At 59.5% G+C, this 17129-nt stretch carries 13 protein-coding genes and 1 pseudogene; 5 read left to right on the forward strand and 9 right to left on the reverse strand.

Annotated elements, in window-relative coordinates:
• The 7 genes from QMX78_RS03110 to arsH form a co-directional block, all read right to left on the reverse strand.
• Complete coding sequence (locus tag QMX78_RS03110) at positions 1-2145, reverse strand: glycosyl transferase family protein (RefSeq protein WP_282266442.1); 2145 nt, start codon at positions 2143-2145, stop codon at positions 1-3.
• A gap of 6 nt (positions 2146-2151) precedes the next feature.
• The gene (locus tag QMX78_RS03115) at positions 2152-4305 is read right to left on the reverse strand and encodes a cellulose biosynthesis cyclic di-GMP-binding regulatory protein BcsB (protein WP_282266443.1); all 2154 of its coding nucleotides are present in this window, start codon (positions 4303-4305) and stop codon (positions 2152-2154) included.
• 59 nt (positions 4306-4364) lie between these two features.
• A complete protein-coding gene (gene wecB, locus QMX78_RS03120; protein ID WP_282266444.1) occupies positions 4365-5552 on the reverse strand; it encodes a UDP-N-acetylglucosamine 2-epimerase (non-hydrolyzing) in 1188 nt (395 codons plus the stop codon).
• Positions 5553-6146: 594 nt separating this feature from the next.
• Positions 6147-6365: a hypothetical protein gene (locus QMX78_RS03125; RefSeq protein WP_282266446.1), complete on the reverse strand. Its 219-nt coding sequence runs from the start codon at positions 6363-6365 to the stop codon at positions 6147-6149.
• A gap of 5 nt (positions 6366-6370) precedes the next feature.
• Positions 6371-6799, reverse strand: coding sequence for an arsenic resistance N-acetyltransferase ArsN2 (arsN2, locus tag QMX78_RS03130; RefSeq protein WP_282266447.1), 429 nt, complete (start codon positions 6797-6799; stop codon positions 6371-6373).
• 36 nt (positions 6800-6835) lie between these two features.
• The gene (gene arsC, locus QMX78_RS03135; protein WP_282266449.1) at positions 6836-7258 is read right to left on the reverse strand and encodes an arsenate reductase (glutaredoxin); all 423 of its coding nucleotides are present in this window, start codon (positions 7256-7258) and stop codon (positions 6836-6838) included.
• Positions 7255-8001, reverse strand: coding sequence for an arsenical resistance protein ArsH (gene arsH, locus QMX78_RS03140; RefSeq protein ID WP_282266452.1), 747 nt, complete (start codon positions 7999-8001; stop codon positions 7255-7257). Before arsH ends, arsC begins: the two co-directional genes overlap by 4 nt.
• A 37-nt stretch (positions 8002-8038) precedes the next feature.
• Here arsH and QMX78_RS03145 point away from each other — a divergent pair, with 37 nt between their 5' ends.
• Both QMX78_RS03145 and arsB read left to right on the forward strand, forming a co-directional pair.
• Positions 8039-8353, forward strand: coding sequence for a metalloregulator ArsR/SmtB family transcription factor (locus QMX78_RS03145; RefSeq protein WP_282266465.1), 315 nt, complete (start codon positions 8039-8041; stop codon positions 8351-8353).
• Entirely contained in the window at positions 8353-9405 is a 1053-nt protein-coding gene (gene arsB / locus QMX78_RS03150; RefSeq protein WP_282266454.1) for an ACR3 family arsenite efflux transporter, read from the forward strand. The genes QMX78_RS03145 and arsB overlap by 1 nt, the downstream gene beginning before the upstream one ends.
• A 205-nt stretch (positions 9406-9610) precedes the next feature.
• Here the strand turns inward: arsB and QMX78_RS03155 are convergent, their stop codons facing one another.
• Complete coding sequence (locus tag QMX78_RS03155) at positions 9611-10522, reverse strand: type II CAAX endopeptidase family protein (protein ID WP_282266456.1); 912 nt, start codon at positions 10520-10522, stop codon at positions 9611-9613.
• Between the two features lie 199 nt (positions 10523-10721).
• Here QMX78_RS03155 and QMX78_RS03160 point away from each other — a divergent pair.
• A pseudogene (locus QMX78_RS03160) lies at positions 10722-11159 on the forward strand (integrase core domain-containing protein); the annotation flags it as partial.
• Between the two features lie 54 nt (positions 11160-11213).
• Here QMX78_RS03160 and QMX78_RS03165 read toward each other — a convergent pair.
• Positions 11214-13709, reverse strand: a complete 2496-nt coding sequence (locus tag QMX78_RS03165; RefSeq protein ID WP_282266458.1) for a hypothetical protein — start codon at positions 13707-13709, stop codon at positions 11214-11216.
• 438 nt (positions 13710-14147) lie between these two features.
• On the opposite strand from QMX78_RS03165, the gene QMX78_RS03170 reads away from it, so the two are divergent.
• Both QMX78_RS03170 and QMX78_RS03175 read left to right on the forward strand, forming a co-directional pair.
• Positions 14148-15098 carry a hypothetical protein gene (locus QMX78_RS03170; protein ID WP_282266460.1) on the forward strand — a complete coding sequence of 317 codons (951 nt, stop codon included), beginning with the start codon at positions 14148-14150 and terminating at the stop codon, positions 15096-15098.
• A gap of 19 nt (positions 15099-15117) precedes the next feature.
• Positions 15118-16737, forward strand: a complete 1620-nt coding sequence (locus QMX78_RS03175; RefSeq protein WP_282266464.1) for a hypothetical protein — start codon at positions 15118-15120, stop codon at positions 16735-16737.
• The last annotated feature ends 392 nt before the right edge of the window (positions 16738-17129 follow it).

Genomic DNA, 17129 nt, shown 5'->3' on the forward strand with positions numbered 1-17129 from the left:
TCATGCCAGGAACACATCCGGGTGCAGACGCGCTCCATCGGCACGTCGTTGTTGTTCTTCCACGGCGGTAGCGATGGCCTGCTCACTGGCAACACCACGACGCACAAGGTAGTCACCGATGCGGCCGTCGCGATGCGGCCGGTACTCGTCCAGGGCAGCCTGGAAGTGCTCGCGCGAGATAAGTTTCATTTCCACCAGCAGGTCGCCCAGCAGGGGCACGGCATTGATCCGATAGTCCGCGCCGCAGATCAAACGAAGGCCGGCATTGATCTCGCTTTCGCGGGCAATAAACTGCTCGACCTGCTCCACCTTGGCGTGCTGGGCCAGTACCTGCAGCGTCGCCTCGGGCAGCGCGCTGGCAACAGCCAGGCGCAGTACATCCGCGCTGGCACTGGGCAACGGCAGTACCCGCCACTGCACGCACGCATCCACCGAAAGCGGGAAATAGCCTTGCTTCAGGTAGTCCACGTCGATGCTGGCGCGCGGCAGCTCTTCCTGGAAGGAAATCGCTTCGGCCAACGTTTCATCGTCCAACCAACCCTGCGACACCAGGATTCGACCCAAGGGCTGCTGTCGTCCGTGCTGTTGCTCATCAAGCGCCTGCTGCAGGCGTGCAGGCTCCACCGCCTGCCATACGCCCAACAGCTCGCCCAGACGTCGGCGCGTCTGTACCAACTGGGAGTTGCTGGGAAAGTCATGCATGGTCTTGTCCCAGACCAACTGCCTGCCGAGCAGCAGGTAACCAGCAAACAGACGCCAGGCACGCGCCGTGGCCGCGCAGTTGATGACGTTGCCCACGATCATCCGCGGCACCGACATCAACGCATGTTCCCAGCCATACAGGCGATTGACGAAATACATGCGCTGCAGCACACGCATGCCCAACGCGGCAGTGGTGAACAAAGCGATGCGCATCGGCCAGGAACCGGCCTGGAACACCGTGGGAAATTCAATCGTCCACACGCCAGTCACCTTCAACAACCAGAACAGCAGCAACTGCGCGAACAATATGTAGGCCAAAATGCTGACGAACGAAGTGATGATGCCCTTGCGATCACGCAGCAACAGGTAACGGTTGGCCAGGCTGCCACCCCAGCCAAGCGTCTCCCAACTCTGCATTCCGATGCCCAGCACCCAGCGCGCCTTCTGCCGGTACGCAGCGCGGAAGTTGTCGGGAAAATACTCGCGCACGCACAACGCCATTTTCACCGTGCGCTCGCGTGCACCGCCCCAACCAAACCATGACGACGGGCGCCGCACACGGAATTCCACCGGAAAGCGGGCAAAGATCGAGTGCATGCCCATCCGCCCAAGGCGGGCACCAATGTCATAGTCCTCGGTGAGGCTGTCGGTATTGAAGGGCTGGTTGTTTGTTTCCTCGCTCAGCGCCAGCAAGGCGCGGCGCGAGAAGCAGGTACCGACGCCCGCCGACGGAACGGTGCCGGACAGGCTTTCACGCACCACCAGGTCCTTGGCATGCCACTCGGCGAACTCGTCCATGTAGGTGCCGGCGACCAGCTCGTACCATTCCCGGTCCAGTGACGTCACCGGCAGCTGGATCATGTCCTTCCGCGGCAGCAGGTAGTTGTAGAAACGCAGCTCCCACGGATGCAGCACGTCCTCGCTGTCGTGCAACACCACGCCAGCAAACTCGATGTCATTGCGCTTTTCGTACTCGAAGATCGACAGCACCAGCCAGTTCAGGCAGTCGGCCTTGTTGGTTGGCCCGGGGTGTGGCACCTCCACCCGCTGCAGCCGGCGGTAACGTCGGCGCATACGCTCCACTTCGGCAATGGTCTGCGTGTCGTTGGGATAGGTACCGACGAAAATCACGTACTCCTGGTAATCGAGCACGTCGATCATGTTCGCCACCATCTGGGCGATGACGTCGTACTCGGCCCAGGCTGGCACCATGATCGCGATGGGCTGCTGCGGCCGCTCCATCAGGGCATCGACCGACAGCGGCCGGTAGGAGGAACGCTTCAGTACCGTCAGCCTGCGCCATAGATGCCGCGTCCAGTACCAGACGTCGATGAACAGGTCGTCCAGGCTCGACAGCAGGATCAGCACAGCCAGTACCACCGCAGCCGTTTCAAGGGCTGCGTGGTAGTTGGCCAGATGAATGTTCCAGAGAACGGCGCTCATGACCGGTCAGTGCGCACCGTCGGTCTTGCGACGGCGGCGGATCTGCGCAATGCGTGCAGCCAGCAGCATCAACACGATCACTCCCACCAGTACCAGCAACAGCACCATGTGCCGCTGCCAAACCGGCTGCGGATTGCCATCCACGGCAATACGCAGTCCTTCGGGATCCTCGCGATCAAAATCCTGTACAAGCCCGCGACCATCCAGCAGCGCCACCGAGCCCCGTACCAACCGGAACGGTTCGGCGATGCTTGCAATGCCGTTGCCCAGCTCACGGTAGACGACGCCGGTGTTGGCGCCATCACCGGTCACTTCCACCAGCGCTGCACGATCCAGGCCCGCCAAGTCCAGCACCGTTTCCTGATCCTTGCTGGTGATGCGCAGCTGACCGCCCTCGACCGAGGCCGCGCTCGTGCTGCCCTGCGGCGGCACGTTGAACGCGAGATACGACTGGCTCTGGGCAGGAGCATTCTTGTCCTTCACCACTTCCAACGTCGCGCGTTCCGCCGATGCCCCCACCGCAGCGCTGACGCGGATGACGGTCTGCAGCGTTGCAGGCGCATTCTGCAACCACGCAGCCGGCACCAGCACCTTGTGCGGGCCGGAAAGATGAGCAGCCGCACCGACGAAATCCGGTGCGGTACCACGCTCGGCCAGCACGATATGGCTGCTGGGCAGCACCGTCACCGGATACGCCGTCGCCGGGTCGTGGCAGTACGGGCGCGCCGGCTGCCGCAGGAAGGAAACACGCACCTGGTTGCGTGCCGTGATTGCGTAGAGCGGCACATTTGCGCGGATACGCTGCGGCTTGCCGTCGGCGTTCAACACCCTGGCGCCCAGCAGGTAATCATTGAAGAAGATCGACGCTACTGCGCCTTCGCCACTCGCGTTGGGCGCGGCCGATACGTCAATGACCACTTCCTTCGGCAAGCGACCCTCGCCCGACAACAGGCCAAGATCGGCATTGGCGGTGCGATCACTGCGCGCGATGATGTCCTGGGTGCCGGAGAACGCACCCAGGCGGTCCAGCAACACCACGCCCTTGTCGGTCATCAGCTGCTGTGCCTTGGCAACCTGCAGGTTCTGGCCCAGTGCATAGGCGCGCCACTGCGCGCTGAACAGCCCCGCCACTTCGGCCGCGGCACCGGTACCGACCATCAGCACTGGCTGACCGGCGACCACGCCGGCGACCACACCGTTGCCCGGCAGGGTGGCTTCCAGCGTCGCCATGCTGTCCTTGCGCCACGCATTGAACGCGGCTGCACCATCAGCATCCGTCGCAGCCACCTGGCTGCCCAGCGCATCCAATGCGCGCTTGACCGCACCCTGCAGCCCCGGGCCGGCAACCGCCACATCCATCGGCAGCACACCGTCCTTGCCCAATGACAGCAACGCGCCGATTTCCGCTTCGTTGGCAATACGGTGCTGCGCGCTTGCCGACGACAGCGCCGCATAGGCCGGAACCGACGCCAGGCTCGCGGGGATCTGCAAGCCGCTGGTGTCCACCGTGTCGCCGACCTTCGGCAATGCCTGCACCGTTACCCGCTTGCCAGCTGCTTCCAGCACGGCGCCCACCCGCCACGCCGTGTCGTAACTGCCCGCATCCAGCTGACGGCCATCCACCAGCAAACGTACCTGCCGCGGCAACGCGGTCCAGGCCTTGGCAACGGTATCAATCGCACGCCGATCAAATTCATAGCTGAAGCGTGTATCCGGGCCAATCCGCAGCACATTGGCGGGGGCGCTCTGGTCCGTGCACTGGTAATCCGAGACCACCGACCACCAACCGATGCCGAAACGCACGAAACCGCTTGCGCGCGGGAAACCATCGATGCCGATCAACTGGCTCAGGTCGCCCTGTGCGTCGGTGATGGTGCGCGCGGCCACGGCATCATCGTCGATGCTCAACAGGTTCGAGGTACGGCCCGGATGGCCACGCAGATAGCGCGCATCCAACTGCAACTGCGCATTGCGGGTGGCGACACCCGCCGGCACTGGCAGGTAGAGCTCGCGCTGGTTGTCCTGCCCGCGCAGGCTGACCGGCTCGGTAAAACCGAGGTCGCGCAGCGTCATACTGCGTGAAACAACTGTATTTGCGCCCCATTCGCGGAACTGACCACTGACCGAATCGGCGGCAAAGGCCTGCAGCGAAACGGCCATGGAAAGCGCCACCAACGATAGCGACGTACTCAAGTTTCCAGCTCGGTATGCGTGATTGCTCATTCGGCGTGCTCGATAAGATGTGGTGCGTTCGCCCGCGCTGCCCGCAACGACAGCTGTGGCATGAACTCGGAATACGACGCCCCCAACAGCGCCGCTACGATGCGATCACTCGCATTGCCATCGCCGTAGGGGCTGGCAAGCGGATTGAACATGGCGGGTTTTGCCGGCGCAGCGAGCGCCTGGCGAACACCATCGATGATGCGTATGGCGGAGGTTCCGACGAGCGTTACCGCACCCGCCGCTACCGCCTCCGGGCGCTCGGTGACATCGCGCATGACCAGCACCGGTCGCCCCAGTGCAGGCGCCTCTTCCTGGACACCACCGGAATCGGTCAGCACCACATCGGCAAGCTGCATCAGCCTTACGAAACTGAGGTAATCCTGCGGCGGCAGCAGATGGACATTTTCCAGCCCCGCCAACTGCGCATGCACCGGCCCCTGCACATTCGGATTGAGGTGCACCGGGTAGATGATGTCCAATCCCGGCTCGCGTGCCAATGCAGCCAACGCCGCGCAGATCTCGGCAAAACCATTGCCAAAACTCTCGCGACGGTGTCCGGTGACCAGAAGCAGGCGCCGGCCCTCGCGCAACGGCAACCCAGCGTCGATCGCACCACGCAGCCCGGCATCGCGCTCAATGCGTTCCACGGTCTGCTTCAAGGCATCTATCACGGTGTTGCCGGTCACGATGAGCTGCCCAGACGGCCGCTCGCCTGCAAGGTTCCGTGCCGCTTCAGGCGTCGGCGCAAACAGGTGGTCACTGACCAGATCAACGACGCGGCGATTGAGCTCTTCCGGCCACGGCTGTTGCAGGTTTCCAGTGCGCAAACCCGCTTCGACATGACCGATACGGATGCGACGGTGGAATGCGGCCATCGCCGCACTCATGGCCGTGGTTGTATCACCGTGCACCAGCACCAGATCAGGCTCGACACGTGCATAGAGTTCATCCAGACGCTCGAACAGGCGTGCACACAGCCCGTTCAAGGTCTGATTGCCAACCATGACATCGAGATCATGATCCGGCGTGATCTGGAACAACCCCAGCACCTGATCCAACATCGCACGATGCTGACCAGTGGTAGCCACGATCGACTCTATACCGGGTGCTTTCGCCAAAGCCCCCACCAATGGCCCCATCTTGATCGCCTCAGGGCGAGTGCCGAAAACAGACAGAATTCTCAAGACCCCTCCCCCAGAGGCTACGCGTACCGATTTGTTCGCCGCTGCATCATATATGCGCTGTACCCCTGAAATGTTAAAAACGGGACACTCATCACATTATCGTAAGAGCGAGAGTGACAAACAGAACGAAACCTGAATCTTCGTAGCAAAACGGTGGCGCTCCAGCCAAACGTTCGATACATGCGCAAGTCATCGCGGGGAGCGCACTGAAAACAAAAGCACTGGCCAAGCCAGCAACTGCGCCATCGCGCGACGGCAAGGCTGCTCCTCGGATTCACTCAGTCCAGGCACTCGCTCTTGCAGCTGCCAACATGTGGTCCCGCAAGCTCCCATCTTCCGACACGTCTCGCCTATCGACATGCGTCAGGCACACCAACGCCGGAGGAACTGCTCAAGATTGCGATTGAGATGGGACACAAGGGCACTGCAATACGGCTTGCACGCCACTTTCAAGAATGCTCAGCAGTGTTGAACTACCAGGAACTGCTTGCAGCACGTATTAGAGAGATGGCGTGCAACCACTTCGGCTATTGCAGTACGAGAAGAGCCGCTCGACGCCTTTGGAATCAAGTAGAAACCGGAGTTATCGACCCATCATCCAGAGATGAGCCTGACTTTGTTCTGAGTCCTTCGGCGATCGAGGACATGATTTTTCTTTTCAAGAAAGTCGGGATTCATAGCAAAGATCAGCTTCAGCAGCTTGTCGCAGACCCCGATGCGGGCCAGGCGTAGCAGCTCTTCCAGGTCGAAGCTGCTCCATGAATCGCCCTGAGTGCCTGCTACGAAAGGCTGCTTCTGGCAATAAGGAGACATCGACGCTATAAGTGCTTCATCATGAATTCCGCAGTTCCAGGACATAAGCCAGCGAACTGCTGAGACGTGCGGATTGATTCCGGCGCTGCCGCCCGGGGCAGACATCTGTAGCCGCAGCGCTCGAACAAGGCAACTGCCGTGGTCGTCATTAAAAACAGCTCGGTGATGCCAGCATTGGTCGCTAGCTGTTCTGCATGGCGCACCAGCACCGAGCCGTAGCCAAGTCCTCGATGGCCCTGCGCGACCGCCAAGGAACGTAGCAAGCCTGCCGGTGGATGCAGCTCTACACCCACTACACCGATGAGTTCATCTTCTTCGTAGAGACCACCGAAAACCCTACGCACACTGTCCTCAAGGTCGGTTACGGGCAGCGCGGCGTCCTTCAGCAAGGACAAGACAGCAACGTTCACGGAAATTGTCTTGAAAGTTTTCATCGTCTGCTCTGCAACGGCTGCGCGTATCAGTGAAGATCAAGATGCGGGACTGTTCCCATGCTCACCGATGACCAGCTCGCCGTCTTCCTTCACGAAGGGACCAACTACCGCCGGCAGGATTGCAAGGACCACCTCTGACGGGCGAGCAAGTCGCACTCCCAGGTCAGTTTCCACGAACGGTCTGTTGATCAGGATAGGATGCGCCAGCATCGCGTCGATCAACTGATCGTCGGCAAGGTCCGCATCGTCCAGGCCGAGTTCAATGTAGGGCGTTCCTTTCTGCCGGATTGCTTCTCTAACGGTCAATCCAGCCTTGCCGATGAGCTCAGCCAATCGCGCCCTGGACGGCGTATCGGTCAGATAGTCGACGATCACTGGCTCGATGCCCGCATGCCTGATCAAAGCCAGCACGTTCCTGGAGGTTCCGCAGCTGGGGTTGTGGTAGATGGTTGCCTTCATGCTCGGGCTCCTGCGGCCGCTTGAGGAGAGTTGGCGCCGGAGGCCGCCGCAAGAGCCGCTGCCGCTGCCGCTGCGTCACCCTTGCGCTCACTGTAGCGATCAACCAAATAGTCACTGCGATCCCTGACCAGCAGCGTGAACTTCACCAGTTCCTCCATCACATCGACGACCCGGTCGTAGTACGCCGATGGCTTCATCCGTCCCTGTTCATCAAACTCCTGCCAGGCCTTCGGTACCGACGACTGGTTGGGGATGGTGATCATGCGCATCCAACGCCCCAGCACCCGCAACGCGTTCACCACATTGAAGGATTGCGAACCGCCGCTGATCTGCATCACCGCGAGCGTGCGGCCTTGGGTGGGGCGAATGCCGGCCTCCTCCAGCGGCAGCCAGTCGATCTGGTTCTTCAGGACGGCGGTCAATGTCCCGTGCCGTTCCGGGCTGATCCAGACCTGTCCTTCGGACCATAGAGAGGCCTCGCGCAGTTCGCGCACCTTGGGGTGATCGGCCGGCACCGCGTCCAGCATCGGCAGGTCATGGGGATCGAACAACCGGGTCTCTGCACCAAATTGTTGCAGCAGGCGCTGTGCCTCCAAGGCCAGCTTGCGGCTATAGGACTGGGGACGGAGCGAGCCGTAGAGGATCAGGATGCGCAGCCGGTGCTTGCTGACGCTGACGATCTCCAGGTCGGAACTGATGGGCTGCTGCAGGGAGGCGGGGTGGATATTTGGAAGGTCGAGCATGGTTGCCCCAGGTAATCATTTCCATTATTCTAGTTTTATGGAACATAAGTCCGCAACACTAGCTCTGGCCGCTCTTGGTCATGGAACGAGGCTGTCGATCTACCGCCTGTTGGTAGAGGCAGGTCGCGATGGCAAGTTGGCCGGCGAGATCGCCCAGGCGCTGACACTTCCCGGCGCCACCCTATCCTTCCACTTGAAGGAGCTGGCCGGCGCTGGCTTGGTCACTTCCGAGCAGCGTGGCCGCACCGTTTGCTATCGCGCCAATTTCGACGTGATGACCAGCCTGGTCGACTACCTGACAGAGAACTGCTGCGCGGGCGACAAAACCTGTGGCACTCCGCCGCGGTGCTGATGAACGATAAAGCACAGGCGCCTGGCGAGCGCCTGTCACTCCCTGATCGCTTCCTGACTGTCTGGATATTCCTGGCAATGGTGGTCGGCGTGAGCCTGGGCGTCGCCTTCCCAGGCCTGCAGCACCGAATAGACGCACTGAGCGTCGGCACCACCAATTTGCCAATCGCCATCGGCCTGATCCTGATGATGTTCCCGCCGCTCGCCAAAGTGGATTACGGGCAATTAGGCGTTGTGTTCAAGGACAGGCGTGTGCTGACGCTATCCCTGGTCCAGAATTGGGTGATAGGCCCGGCGCTGATGTTCGCCTTGGCGGTCATCTTTCTGCGCGACCAACCGGGTTACATGACCGGTCTCATTCTCATCGGCCTGGCCCGTTGCATCGCGATGGTGCTGGTCTGGAACCAGCTGGCAAAAGGTGACAACCAATACGTCGCCGGACTGGTCGCATTCAATTCACTGTTCCAGATCGCGCTGTTCAGCGTCTATGCCTGGTTCTTTCTCTCCTGGTTGCCGCCTGCGTTGGGGTTGCAGGGAGTCGTACTCAATGTTGGATTCTGGCCAGTTGCTGAGGCCGTCCTGATCTACCTGGGCATCCCGTTCGCTGCCGGGTATCTGGTACGCCGGGCGTTGACCAAATCGAAGGGGCTTCATTGGTATGAGCAGACATTCCTGCCTGCCATTGGCCCAATAACCCTGGTCGCCCTGTTGTTCACGATCACGGTGATGTTCGCCATGAAGGGGGGCGATGTGGTCAAACTCCCATGGGATGTTTTGCGAATCGCTGTTCCGCTGGCGATCTATTTCGTGGTCCAGTTCACCGTGAGCTTCCTCATGGGCAAGTTGATCGCCAAAGACTATCCGCGCACCACTGCAATCGCGTTCACAGCTGCTGGCAACAACTTCGAGCTTGCGATCGCTGTGGCGGTAGCTGCATTCGGTATTGGCTCACCCGTCGCATTCGCCGCCGTCATTGGCCCTTTGATCGAAGTACCGGTGCTGATCATCCTGGTGAATGTCGCGCTCCGACTGAAGCAACGCTATTTTGCGTAAAAAACTCCCAAGGAGACTCGCGCAGTGCGCGCGTCCGCTGCCTGCCAGGAGCAGTCGTCGCGAAACGTAAGCCGACGGTGGGCCTAGTCGAGTTTTATCGAGGAAGCCAGATCACCCTTTGTTGACACTTCAGCAAAGGCAGTCTCGGTTCCAGCCGGTAGTGGCACTTGCATCACGACGGAGCGATGCCGCCCCGGCAGTGGCGTCACCTGCTGGTCGGCGAGAAGTCCTGAGCTCCGCGCGTCTTTCGCCACTGGATCCACGCGATCGCGGCGACGAAGAAGACGCTGCACAGGTAACTGCCCTCCGGCCCTTCCGCGCCACCGCTCAGGGTGTCGAGGCCTTGCGGGCGCAGCGCCACCAGCAGCGCCGGCAAGTGCGCATCGATGCCGGTGACGGGCAGTTCGAAGCCGGTCGCGAGCAACCAGTTCCACCCCGCGTGCCAGCCCATCACGCCCCAGATGTTGCCGGTTCGCAGCGCCCAGGCGCAGGCGAACAGCGAGAACAGGAACGTGCCGAGCATGACCCGGGGCGGCTGGTGCGGACTGAAATGCAGGAAGCAGAAAACGAGCGACACCAGCAGCACTGCCACCGCTACATTGGTCTTGCGCGCCACCACCGACAGCATCCAGCCGCGGAAGATGACTTCCTCCACGCTCGCCTGGAACATGAAACTCAATAGCAGCAGACCGATGTGCAGCAGACTGACGGGCGACTGCCAGGCCTGCCCAAAGCCCGCCGCCTGCATGCCACCAGCCATCCAGATCGCGACTGCGACCAGCGCGATCGTGCCGAATCCAACGGCCAGTCCGCCCAGGAAGGTCTTCAGCGGCGCCGGACCGGTCAGCCCGATACTCGCCAGCGAGCGCCCTTCGACGAAGCGTACCCAGGCGAGCACGACCGCCAGCGTCGGCGCGAAGCCGATCCACAGCAGCGCATACAAGCCAGGGAGGCCGATCGGATCGCCGCGCGGCGTCGACCAATACTGCGACTGCATCCACCCGTCCAGCGCGATCATCGGTACCGCGTTGAACATGATCATCAGGATCGGCGTCAGCCAAGCCCAGGGCAGCCAACCGCGGGCCGGATCGGACGAATACAGGGCAACGGGGGTCATGCGGGGCTCCAGGTCGACGTGACCGCCGCTGCAAGCTGCCATCCGCGGGGGTGGCGTGGCAACCCGTTTGCGACCAAGTCACAGAAGCCGCCGATGAATCACCCGGATCGCCGACGAAATGGCGCTGAGTCGGCGCCCGTGATGTCCGCTTTGGGTGGCGGTTTCATATGTTCGATGAAACACAGACAGCTGCCCAAGCAGCAGGAGTGTTGCGGATCACTTCACGCATGAGTGTCTGGCCATCGTCGTGGACCAGTCGCTACGTGGCGAACATGTAGCCGAGGCAATGACAAGGCTGGCAGCCCAGCGAGGATCGCCAGGCGCAATAAAGGTAGACAACGGTAGCGAGTTCGCCGGACAGGTAATGGATCGTTGGGCATATGAGAACGCCGTCGAGCTGGATTTTTCACGACGCAGCACGCCGACCGACAACGCGCTTGTAGAAAGCTTCAACGGCCGGCTTCGGCAGGAATGCCTGAATGAGCATTGGTTCTTGTCACTGGCCGACGCGCGGAGCAGGACCGAAGGGTGGCGGCACTTCTATAACGAGGAACGTCCCCACAGTGCACCAGGATGGAAAACCCCGGAGGAATTCGCCCTGAAACACGGGTCCCAAGCGAACTCCAAGGTGCCGTAGAACGCCGGATTTTCCACTTTGAAATGCACCGGTAATCGGGGGTGGGTCACTTCATCAAGCAGCCACTTCACGCTCCTGCATACCTAATGGCCCGGCCAACTCAGCCTCAACCACATGCGCACCAAGCTTCAGGCTATCGCGCTGCTTCACCACCCCCACCACCAACGGCTTGAGCAAGGAGTTCAAGTAAGCACGACCTTCGTACTCGCCCGAGAGAATGCGCTGCTGAGTCTGTTTGTTCGACAACAACATAAAATTGCGCACGGTGACCTGCAGCTCTGCCTCTGTGAGCGCGAAGGTCAGCGCCATGTAGGACAGATGCGCGCGGAAGCGCTGATTAGCTTGGGCCTGCTCGCGCTCGCGTTGTTCAGCAAAGAACCAATCCGCAGTGAAGCTACCCGCCATGCCGCCCAATATTCCGCCACCAGCACGGCCGATGAATAGACCAAGTGGGCCTACCGGTGCACCGATAGCGCCGCCAATGACCGAACCTACGAACGCCCCCGCCGTGCCCGCAGCTGCACCAACCACAGTGCGTTTCAGCTGGGCCGCGGTAATCTCTTTACGCATCATTCGGTAGATGTCCGGAGCGGATGCCATGCCGATAGCAACCACGGACGACACCGCCACCCCACCCAAGGCACGATTCAACGCTGTCTTCTTCACCCCCATGCCCGTAGCAAGCATATCTTGCAACGTTGGCGGGAAGCCACTTACGTCTATCGTCTTCAGCAATGCCTGCACAGGCGCCACGCGGTGCAACTGTTGAATGGCGACATAGGATCCCATGGTCGTCGCCCCGACCTTCGCCGCCTGCCAACCAGCCGCTTGCAGCGCCGCCTTACCATCGCCGTTGCGCCAATAGATCAACGCTGCGCTCAAACAGAAGCTCACCGATGCCGCACTAATACCAACCACCGCGCCATCGACAACATCGAAAGCTAGCCCCTCCAGCCTACCGAAGCGCACAATGTTCTTCGCTTGCTCGTAAGTAGTCCCTCCCTGGACCACCAGTTCCTTTGCCGCAGCAGGATCGTCGACCCCCGGCACCTTACCGGCCTGGATCTTAGCCTCCATATGCTTCACAGCGGCCTGATATTGGTCTGCCGGGACCTCCAGCTTCATCGGCGTCCCGTCAGCCGCGTAGTAGCGATAGTCGCCCGTATTTTTGTTATCAAAAGCCTGATTTACGCTTTTTGCCGCGCTTCGACAGTACTTTGTCTGCAGCAGCTCACCGTCAACCAAACGGTCAGCACCGTTCTTGGCATTATTGTTGCCAACGACCTTGGCAAAGCGCCCCTTTAACCTATCCAGATAGGTATTTGCCACCTCAGCAGCGTGGCCATGCCCCTGCCCGCCTGCAGCAAATAGTTTGTGATTGGCCACCCAAGCATCGGTGCCTCCCATCAGCACAAAACCATTGACAACAGCATCGTTGAGGAAGCTTGCCGGTTCTTGCTGATGGATCTCCAGGCAGGCACGGTCAGTCTGTTGACAGATACGACTGCAAAACCAATCCACTCCGTCGTCGTTTGCGGCAGGCCTATCCAACCACCGGGACGAGCCACAACCACTGCACCGCAGCAAGTGTTCGTTGCTCACGTACGGCACGAAGGCCCTGCCATCTTCGAATTGATGCATCTCGCCCAAACGCAAATGATGGACAAGCAGGTCAGCACCATCATCGTGCTCGAGTGCAAGATGCGCCTTCACGATGCTTTGCAGCGCTGCCCTCGGATAACGTACGCCTTGGATAAATGCCGCTTCCACGGCATCGCGACAACCGCTGTACTGCACTGCACAAAACAGAAAACGGCGACCATTGAGTTCAACCTCAACCATACGCCCGTTGAGCGTGGCAAAGGCTACATGCTGCCGCACGAGCCGAGGCAACTCATCACCTAGCGTCGTGTAAGTCCGCCCCATCTGTGCAATTAGTCCATCCAGAGGAACCCCGCGGTGATTGCGGACTGTCCGCTCAAGCTGGTTAGCTAGAGCTGACAGCTGACTGTAGCGCGTCATGGTGAAGACAAGCGTGGCAATCGTAACGAGCCAACAGGTCAACGCGGCAGCGTGCAGCCAAAATCCTTCCTGTCCTGCGGCGGGAGCGGCGACCGTAAGGCCTATGGTGAGCATCGTAAGCCACAACCCCACGTGGGATGCCACGTCGTACCGAATGCGCTGGCTGCGTAGTACATCCTGCCAAGCCAGCCTTCGCGTGCTGCTACTGGTACGCTGACGAACAATGGCCACACCTAGCCCCATTAGGGCTATCACAGCGAAGCCGGCGGACTGAATGTAGAGGCCAGTGACTGCCAGAATGCCCGCGGAAAGCGAGGCAGCAATGAAGAGAATCGGATCGGCAAGCCAGCTGGCGCCCATCCAACCGGAAACAGCGTGACTGCTTTTTCCAGCCAACATGGGAATGCCTATGGCGGTCATTAGCAGGAGCTTGCCGAGGAAGCGTGCACCTTTTGCAGCAATATAAAGCAGGCCAGCGAGTAGCAAAAGGGCGATGATCACCACAATCAGGATGACGACGACTTGCATGTCAGTGAAGCTCCAGGCGCACGGAAAGCCTTAGGCGTTATCGGCCAGAAGTCGCGGACCTTTAATGTTGAAAGGTAAAACGCCACAGCACTGCCACTGAGCCGCAACAGCATTGCTATTGATATAGAACCTGATATCCAATCAGGTCACCAGAGCCCTCAATTATCGTAACCCGGCCGCAGTGGAACCCGCTGAGAGCAGCGACCCAGAATAGTAGTTGTCAGCAAACAAAGTGGCAGTGCAGAATCCGCCAAGATACTGCAGATAGGCGACGACCCAAGGCAGGAGGGGGGGGGCATGCTATTTTCAAACATGTGGCGACCAAGGGTCACCGCAATAGCTGTTGTTTCACTACTTGCCAGCGCGTGCTCTTATCCAGGCATTCGAGTGCGTGACATATCCACTCCCACTATACGGAGCAACTGGGGCAATGCCGGCGTGGTTGATAACCGCCGAGAATTTTCCGAGCTGTTCTGCGCGAACCTCTCCCAGACAAAACATAGCCCACCCAATTACTGCGACAAATGGCTATGGAACATGTCAGGATCTGGAACCCTCTCCACGAAACACCTTGATCCTCCGCGCAATGCATCGTCCCGCGCTAGTAGCAAGACAATCATCATCATTCCGGGGATCTTCAGCGAATGCGTAGCACCGTGGGTCACCCCATTCTCCGCGGATTACGCAGATCTGCGGTCCCAGGGACATCAGATCTATGTGGTTCCCGTATCGGGAAGGGGCTCATCGCTTCTCAATGCGAGCATCATCCAAGAAAAATTTGAAGACTTAGGTGATATCGCAAGTGGAGCAATAGTGATCGCCTACTCCAAAGGTGCAAGTGACTTCATGTTGGCAGCTAGCAGACTCGAGTCCGTATCTTGGCGGAATCGAGTTTCCGCCTTCGTTTCCATTGCAGGAACAGCTGGTGGGTCACCGATAGCCAATCATGGCTCTACTGCTTACCGCCGCTTAGCAAGGAAAGCGCCATTCCGCGCATGTTCGCCGCAAGATGGCGGAGGAGTACAAAGTCTGACGTACACAGAAGCGCGAAATGTTGCTGATGCATTTCTGGAAAACCATCCACCCTTCCCTAGCTACAGCATCGCAGCGGTCGCGGATGACATACCCGTCACCCCCTTCTTACGGCCGTTCCATAGTCTACTGTCACGAATTGATGAGCGTAATGACGGCCAAGTTCTACTTGAAGATGCAGTTATCCCTCGCAGCACAGTACTAGGAATTTTTCGGGCCGATCACTGGTCCATCGCTCTGCCCTTTGCCGAAAGCACCGCCACTGAGATGAAGCCACTGGGAATCAACAATGACTTCCCTCGAGGCGCTCTCATCCAGTCAATCGTTGACTACCTTGATAGCCCCCCTCTGCCGTAAATAACAACAAGGAGCATTAATGCATAAGCATCTGATCGCGTTGTTCGGCCTAGCGGTTCTTGGTCCCTTTCCAGCAATGGCCTCAACGACATCACAAACAGAGTCCGATGTGCCGATATTTTTTTTGGCCGACAGCCAGATACACAACCTCTACGGCACATCTCTAAAGCAGATGACTGGGACAGCAGACTGGGTTTCGAAAGTTGCAATTCGACCACCCGAAGTCAACATCCTCGCCCCCTTCACTCTCCGTCAGTCTTTGGAACGAGGAATCTCGAATCTCGGAGATCGCACTCAACTAGCAGTGGTCCTTGGCGACGGGACCAACATCGGATGCAGCGGAGAAGCCGATAAGTTCGATTCCGAGTTCGATCGGACGGGTCCGAACACGATCCGGCTCATGGCACACGGAAACCACGACAGCTACCTGATGGGTACAGTGAACTCATATGGCCCCATCGGCGAACATGCTTGGAAACCGGGCGCGATGATGAACTCAAACCTACCCGTCGACGAAGCCTTTTGGACTCCAAGCGCCACCCCAGTTTTTAAAGACACGAGCCTGCGTGGTCGCAACTGGCTGGACGCCTGTTATGCGCCACGTCTTGCTAACACTCCAGCTGGAACACCCATGAATAAGGTTCGGTGGCTCGCCCGCTACTCAGCCAGCTTATCCAAACATGGGCTAATCGAGAATTTCGAAGGACCAACTACTAATGATGGGCTTACGTTTTCCGGCACCGCCGTACCAGGATCGTCACTAGCCAACCTCAACTACCGCTCTAGAGGCGTATGGTACAAGCCCTACCCCAAAGATGAGGGTGCTAGTGCCAACTACGCGCGTTCTTGGCAGTCCTTCTCTGTTCAGGCCGTGGATATCGGCACGACCCATACGTTGGTACTGATAGATACATCTGTGCGAGCTATTGCACGAGGCGGCCTGTCGTTTCCACTCACGAACGCCGGCACTCACGGCATGATTGGCACAGAGCAGATCGACGTCATAGAGAAACTGCTGTCGGAGATTCCCGGTGCACGACACGTCATCGTTGCCGGCCACTTCCCGCTCGACTCTATCAAGCGAAGAGACCGCACGCGCTTGGTCCGCCTAATGAGCTCGCGCAGCCCAACGGGGTGGACGTATGTTTCTGGCCATACGCACGAAGCGCTTAGCCGACGACAGCACCGCGGGGGGGTTGATATCAACATTGGCTCCACTACGGATTGGCCCATTGAGAGTCATATCATCCGCTTCCGAGCCGACTCCGCAGCCGAAGAGCGCACTGAATCAACCATCTTGAAAGATACCTATGAACCACTTCGGTACACCCCAAGTAGCAGCCTCGGCAGCGCCTACTCCGAGTTATGCCGCCATTACGGCGTGGCCGAAGCATTAGCCAGCGCAACCCAAGAAATGTACCACTCCGCGTGGGCGTCACCACTACTGGAAGAATCTGAATGCTCTTCCCTTCAAGACAGATGGATGAACGCGTCGTTGGAGTTGGCTGGATTCCAAGCTGAGATATCGCGCCGATTCGACGCCGAGCCCGTGTACAGAGAATTTATCCTTCGAGTCGCAGCCGGAGCCAGTCGCTACGAAGCAGGGCAACGACGTATCGGACCTCGTCGCATACCTTGATCTGCAGTCATGTAATGACCCACCGATTCCTGCTCAGGTCACGCGTCTAATGTAGCGGCATAAGCCGCGTCTGGGGTCATCATCTTTAGCGCTTGGTGCGGGCGATGTCGGCTGCGGCTCCTTGCCGGTCAGTCCGCCGGAGGAGCCGCAGATGGACTCCCGGCTGGCCGGATGCCTGGTCTGGTGCATCGATGACGATCCCTGCATCAGCCTTGCTACTCGCCTGCTGCTGGTGTCGACTTTCCGTAATTCAATGCCAGGCTAAATTAGAGGTTTCCGGTTCGTGGTACTGGCGGAATTCGGCGGGCGTGAGCCCGCCGAGGCTGTCGTGAGGTATCTCGGTGTTGTTATCGGCCCCCCCCCCCTCCCCCGGTTAGCCTACATCAACGAGG

Origin of the sequence: Stenotrophomonas sp. PS02298 (assembly GCF_029959445.1) — a bacterium.
Taxonomy (GTDB): Bacteria; Pseudomonadota; Gammaproteobacteria; order Xanthomonadales; family Xanthomonadaceae; genus Stenotrophomonas.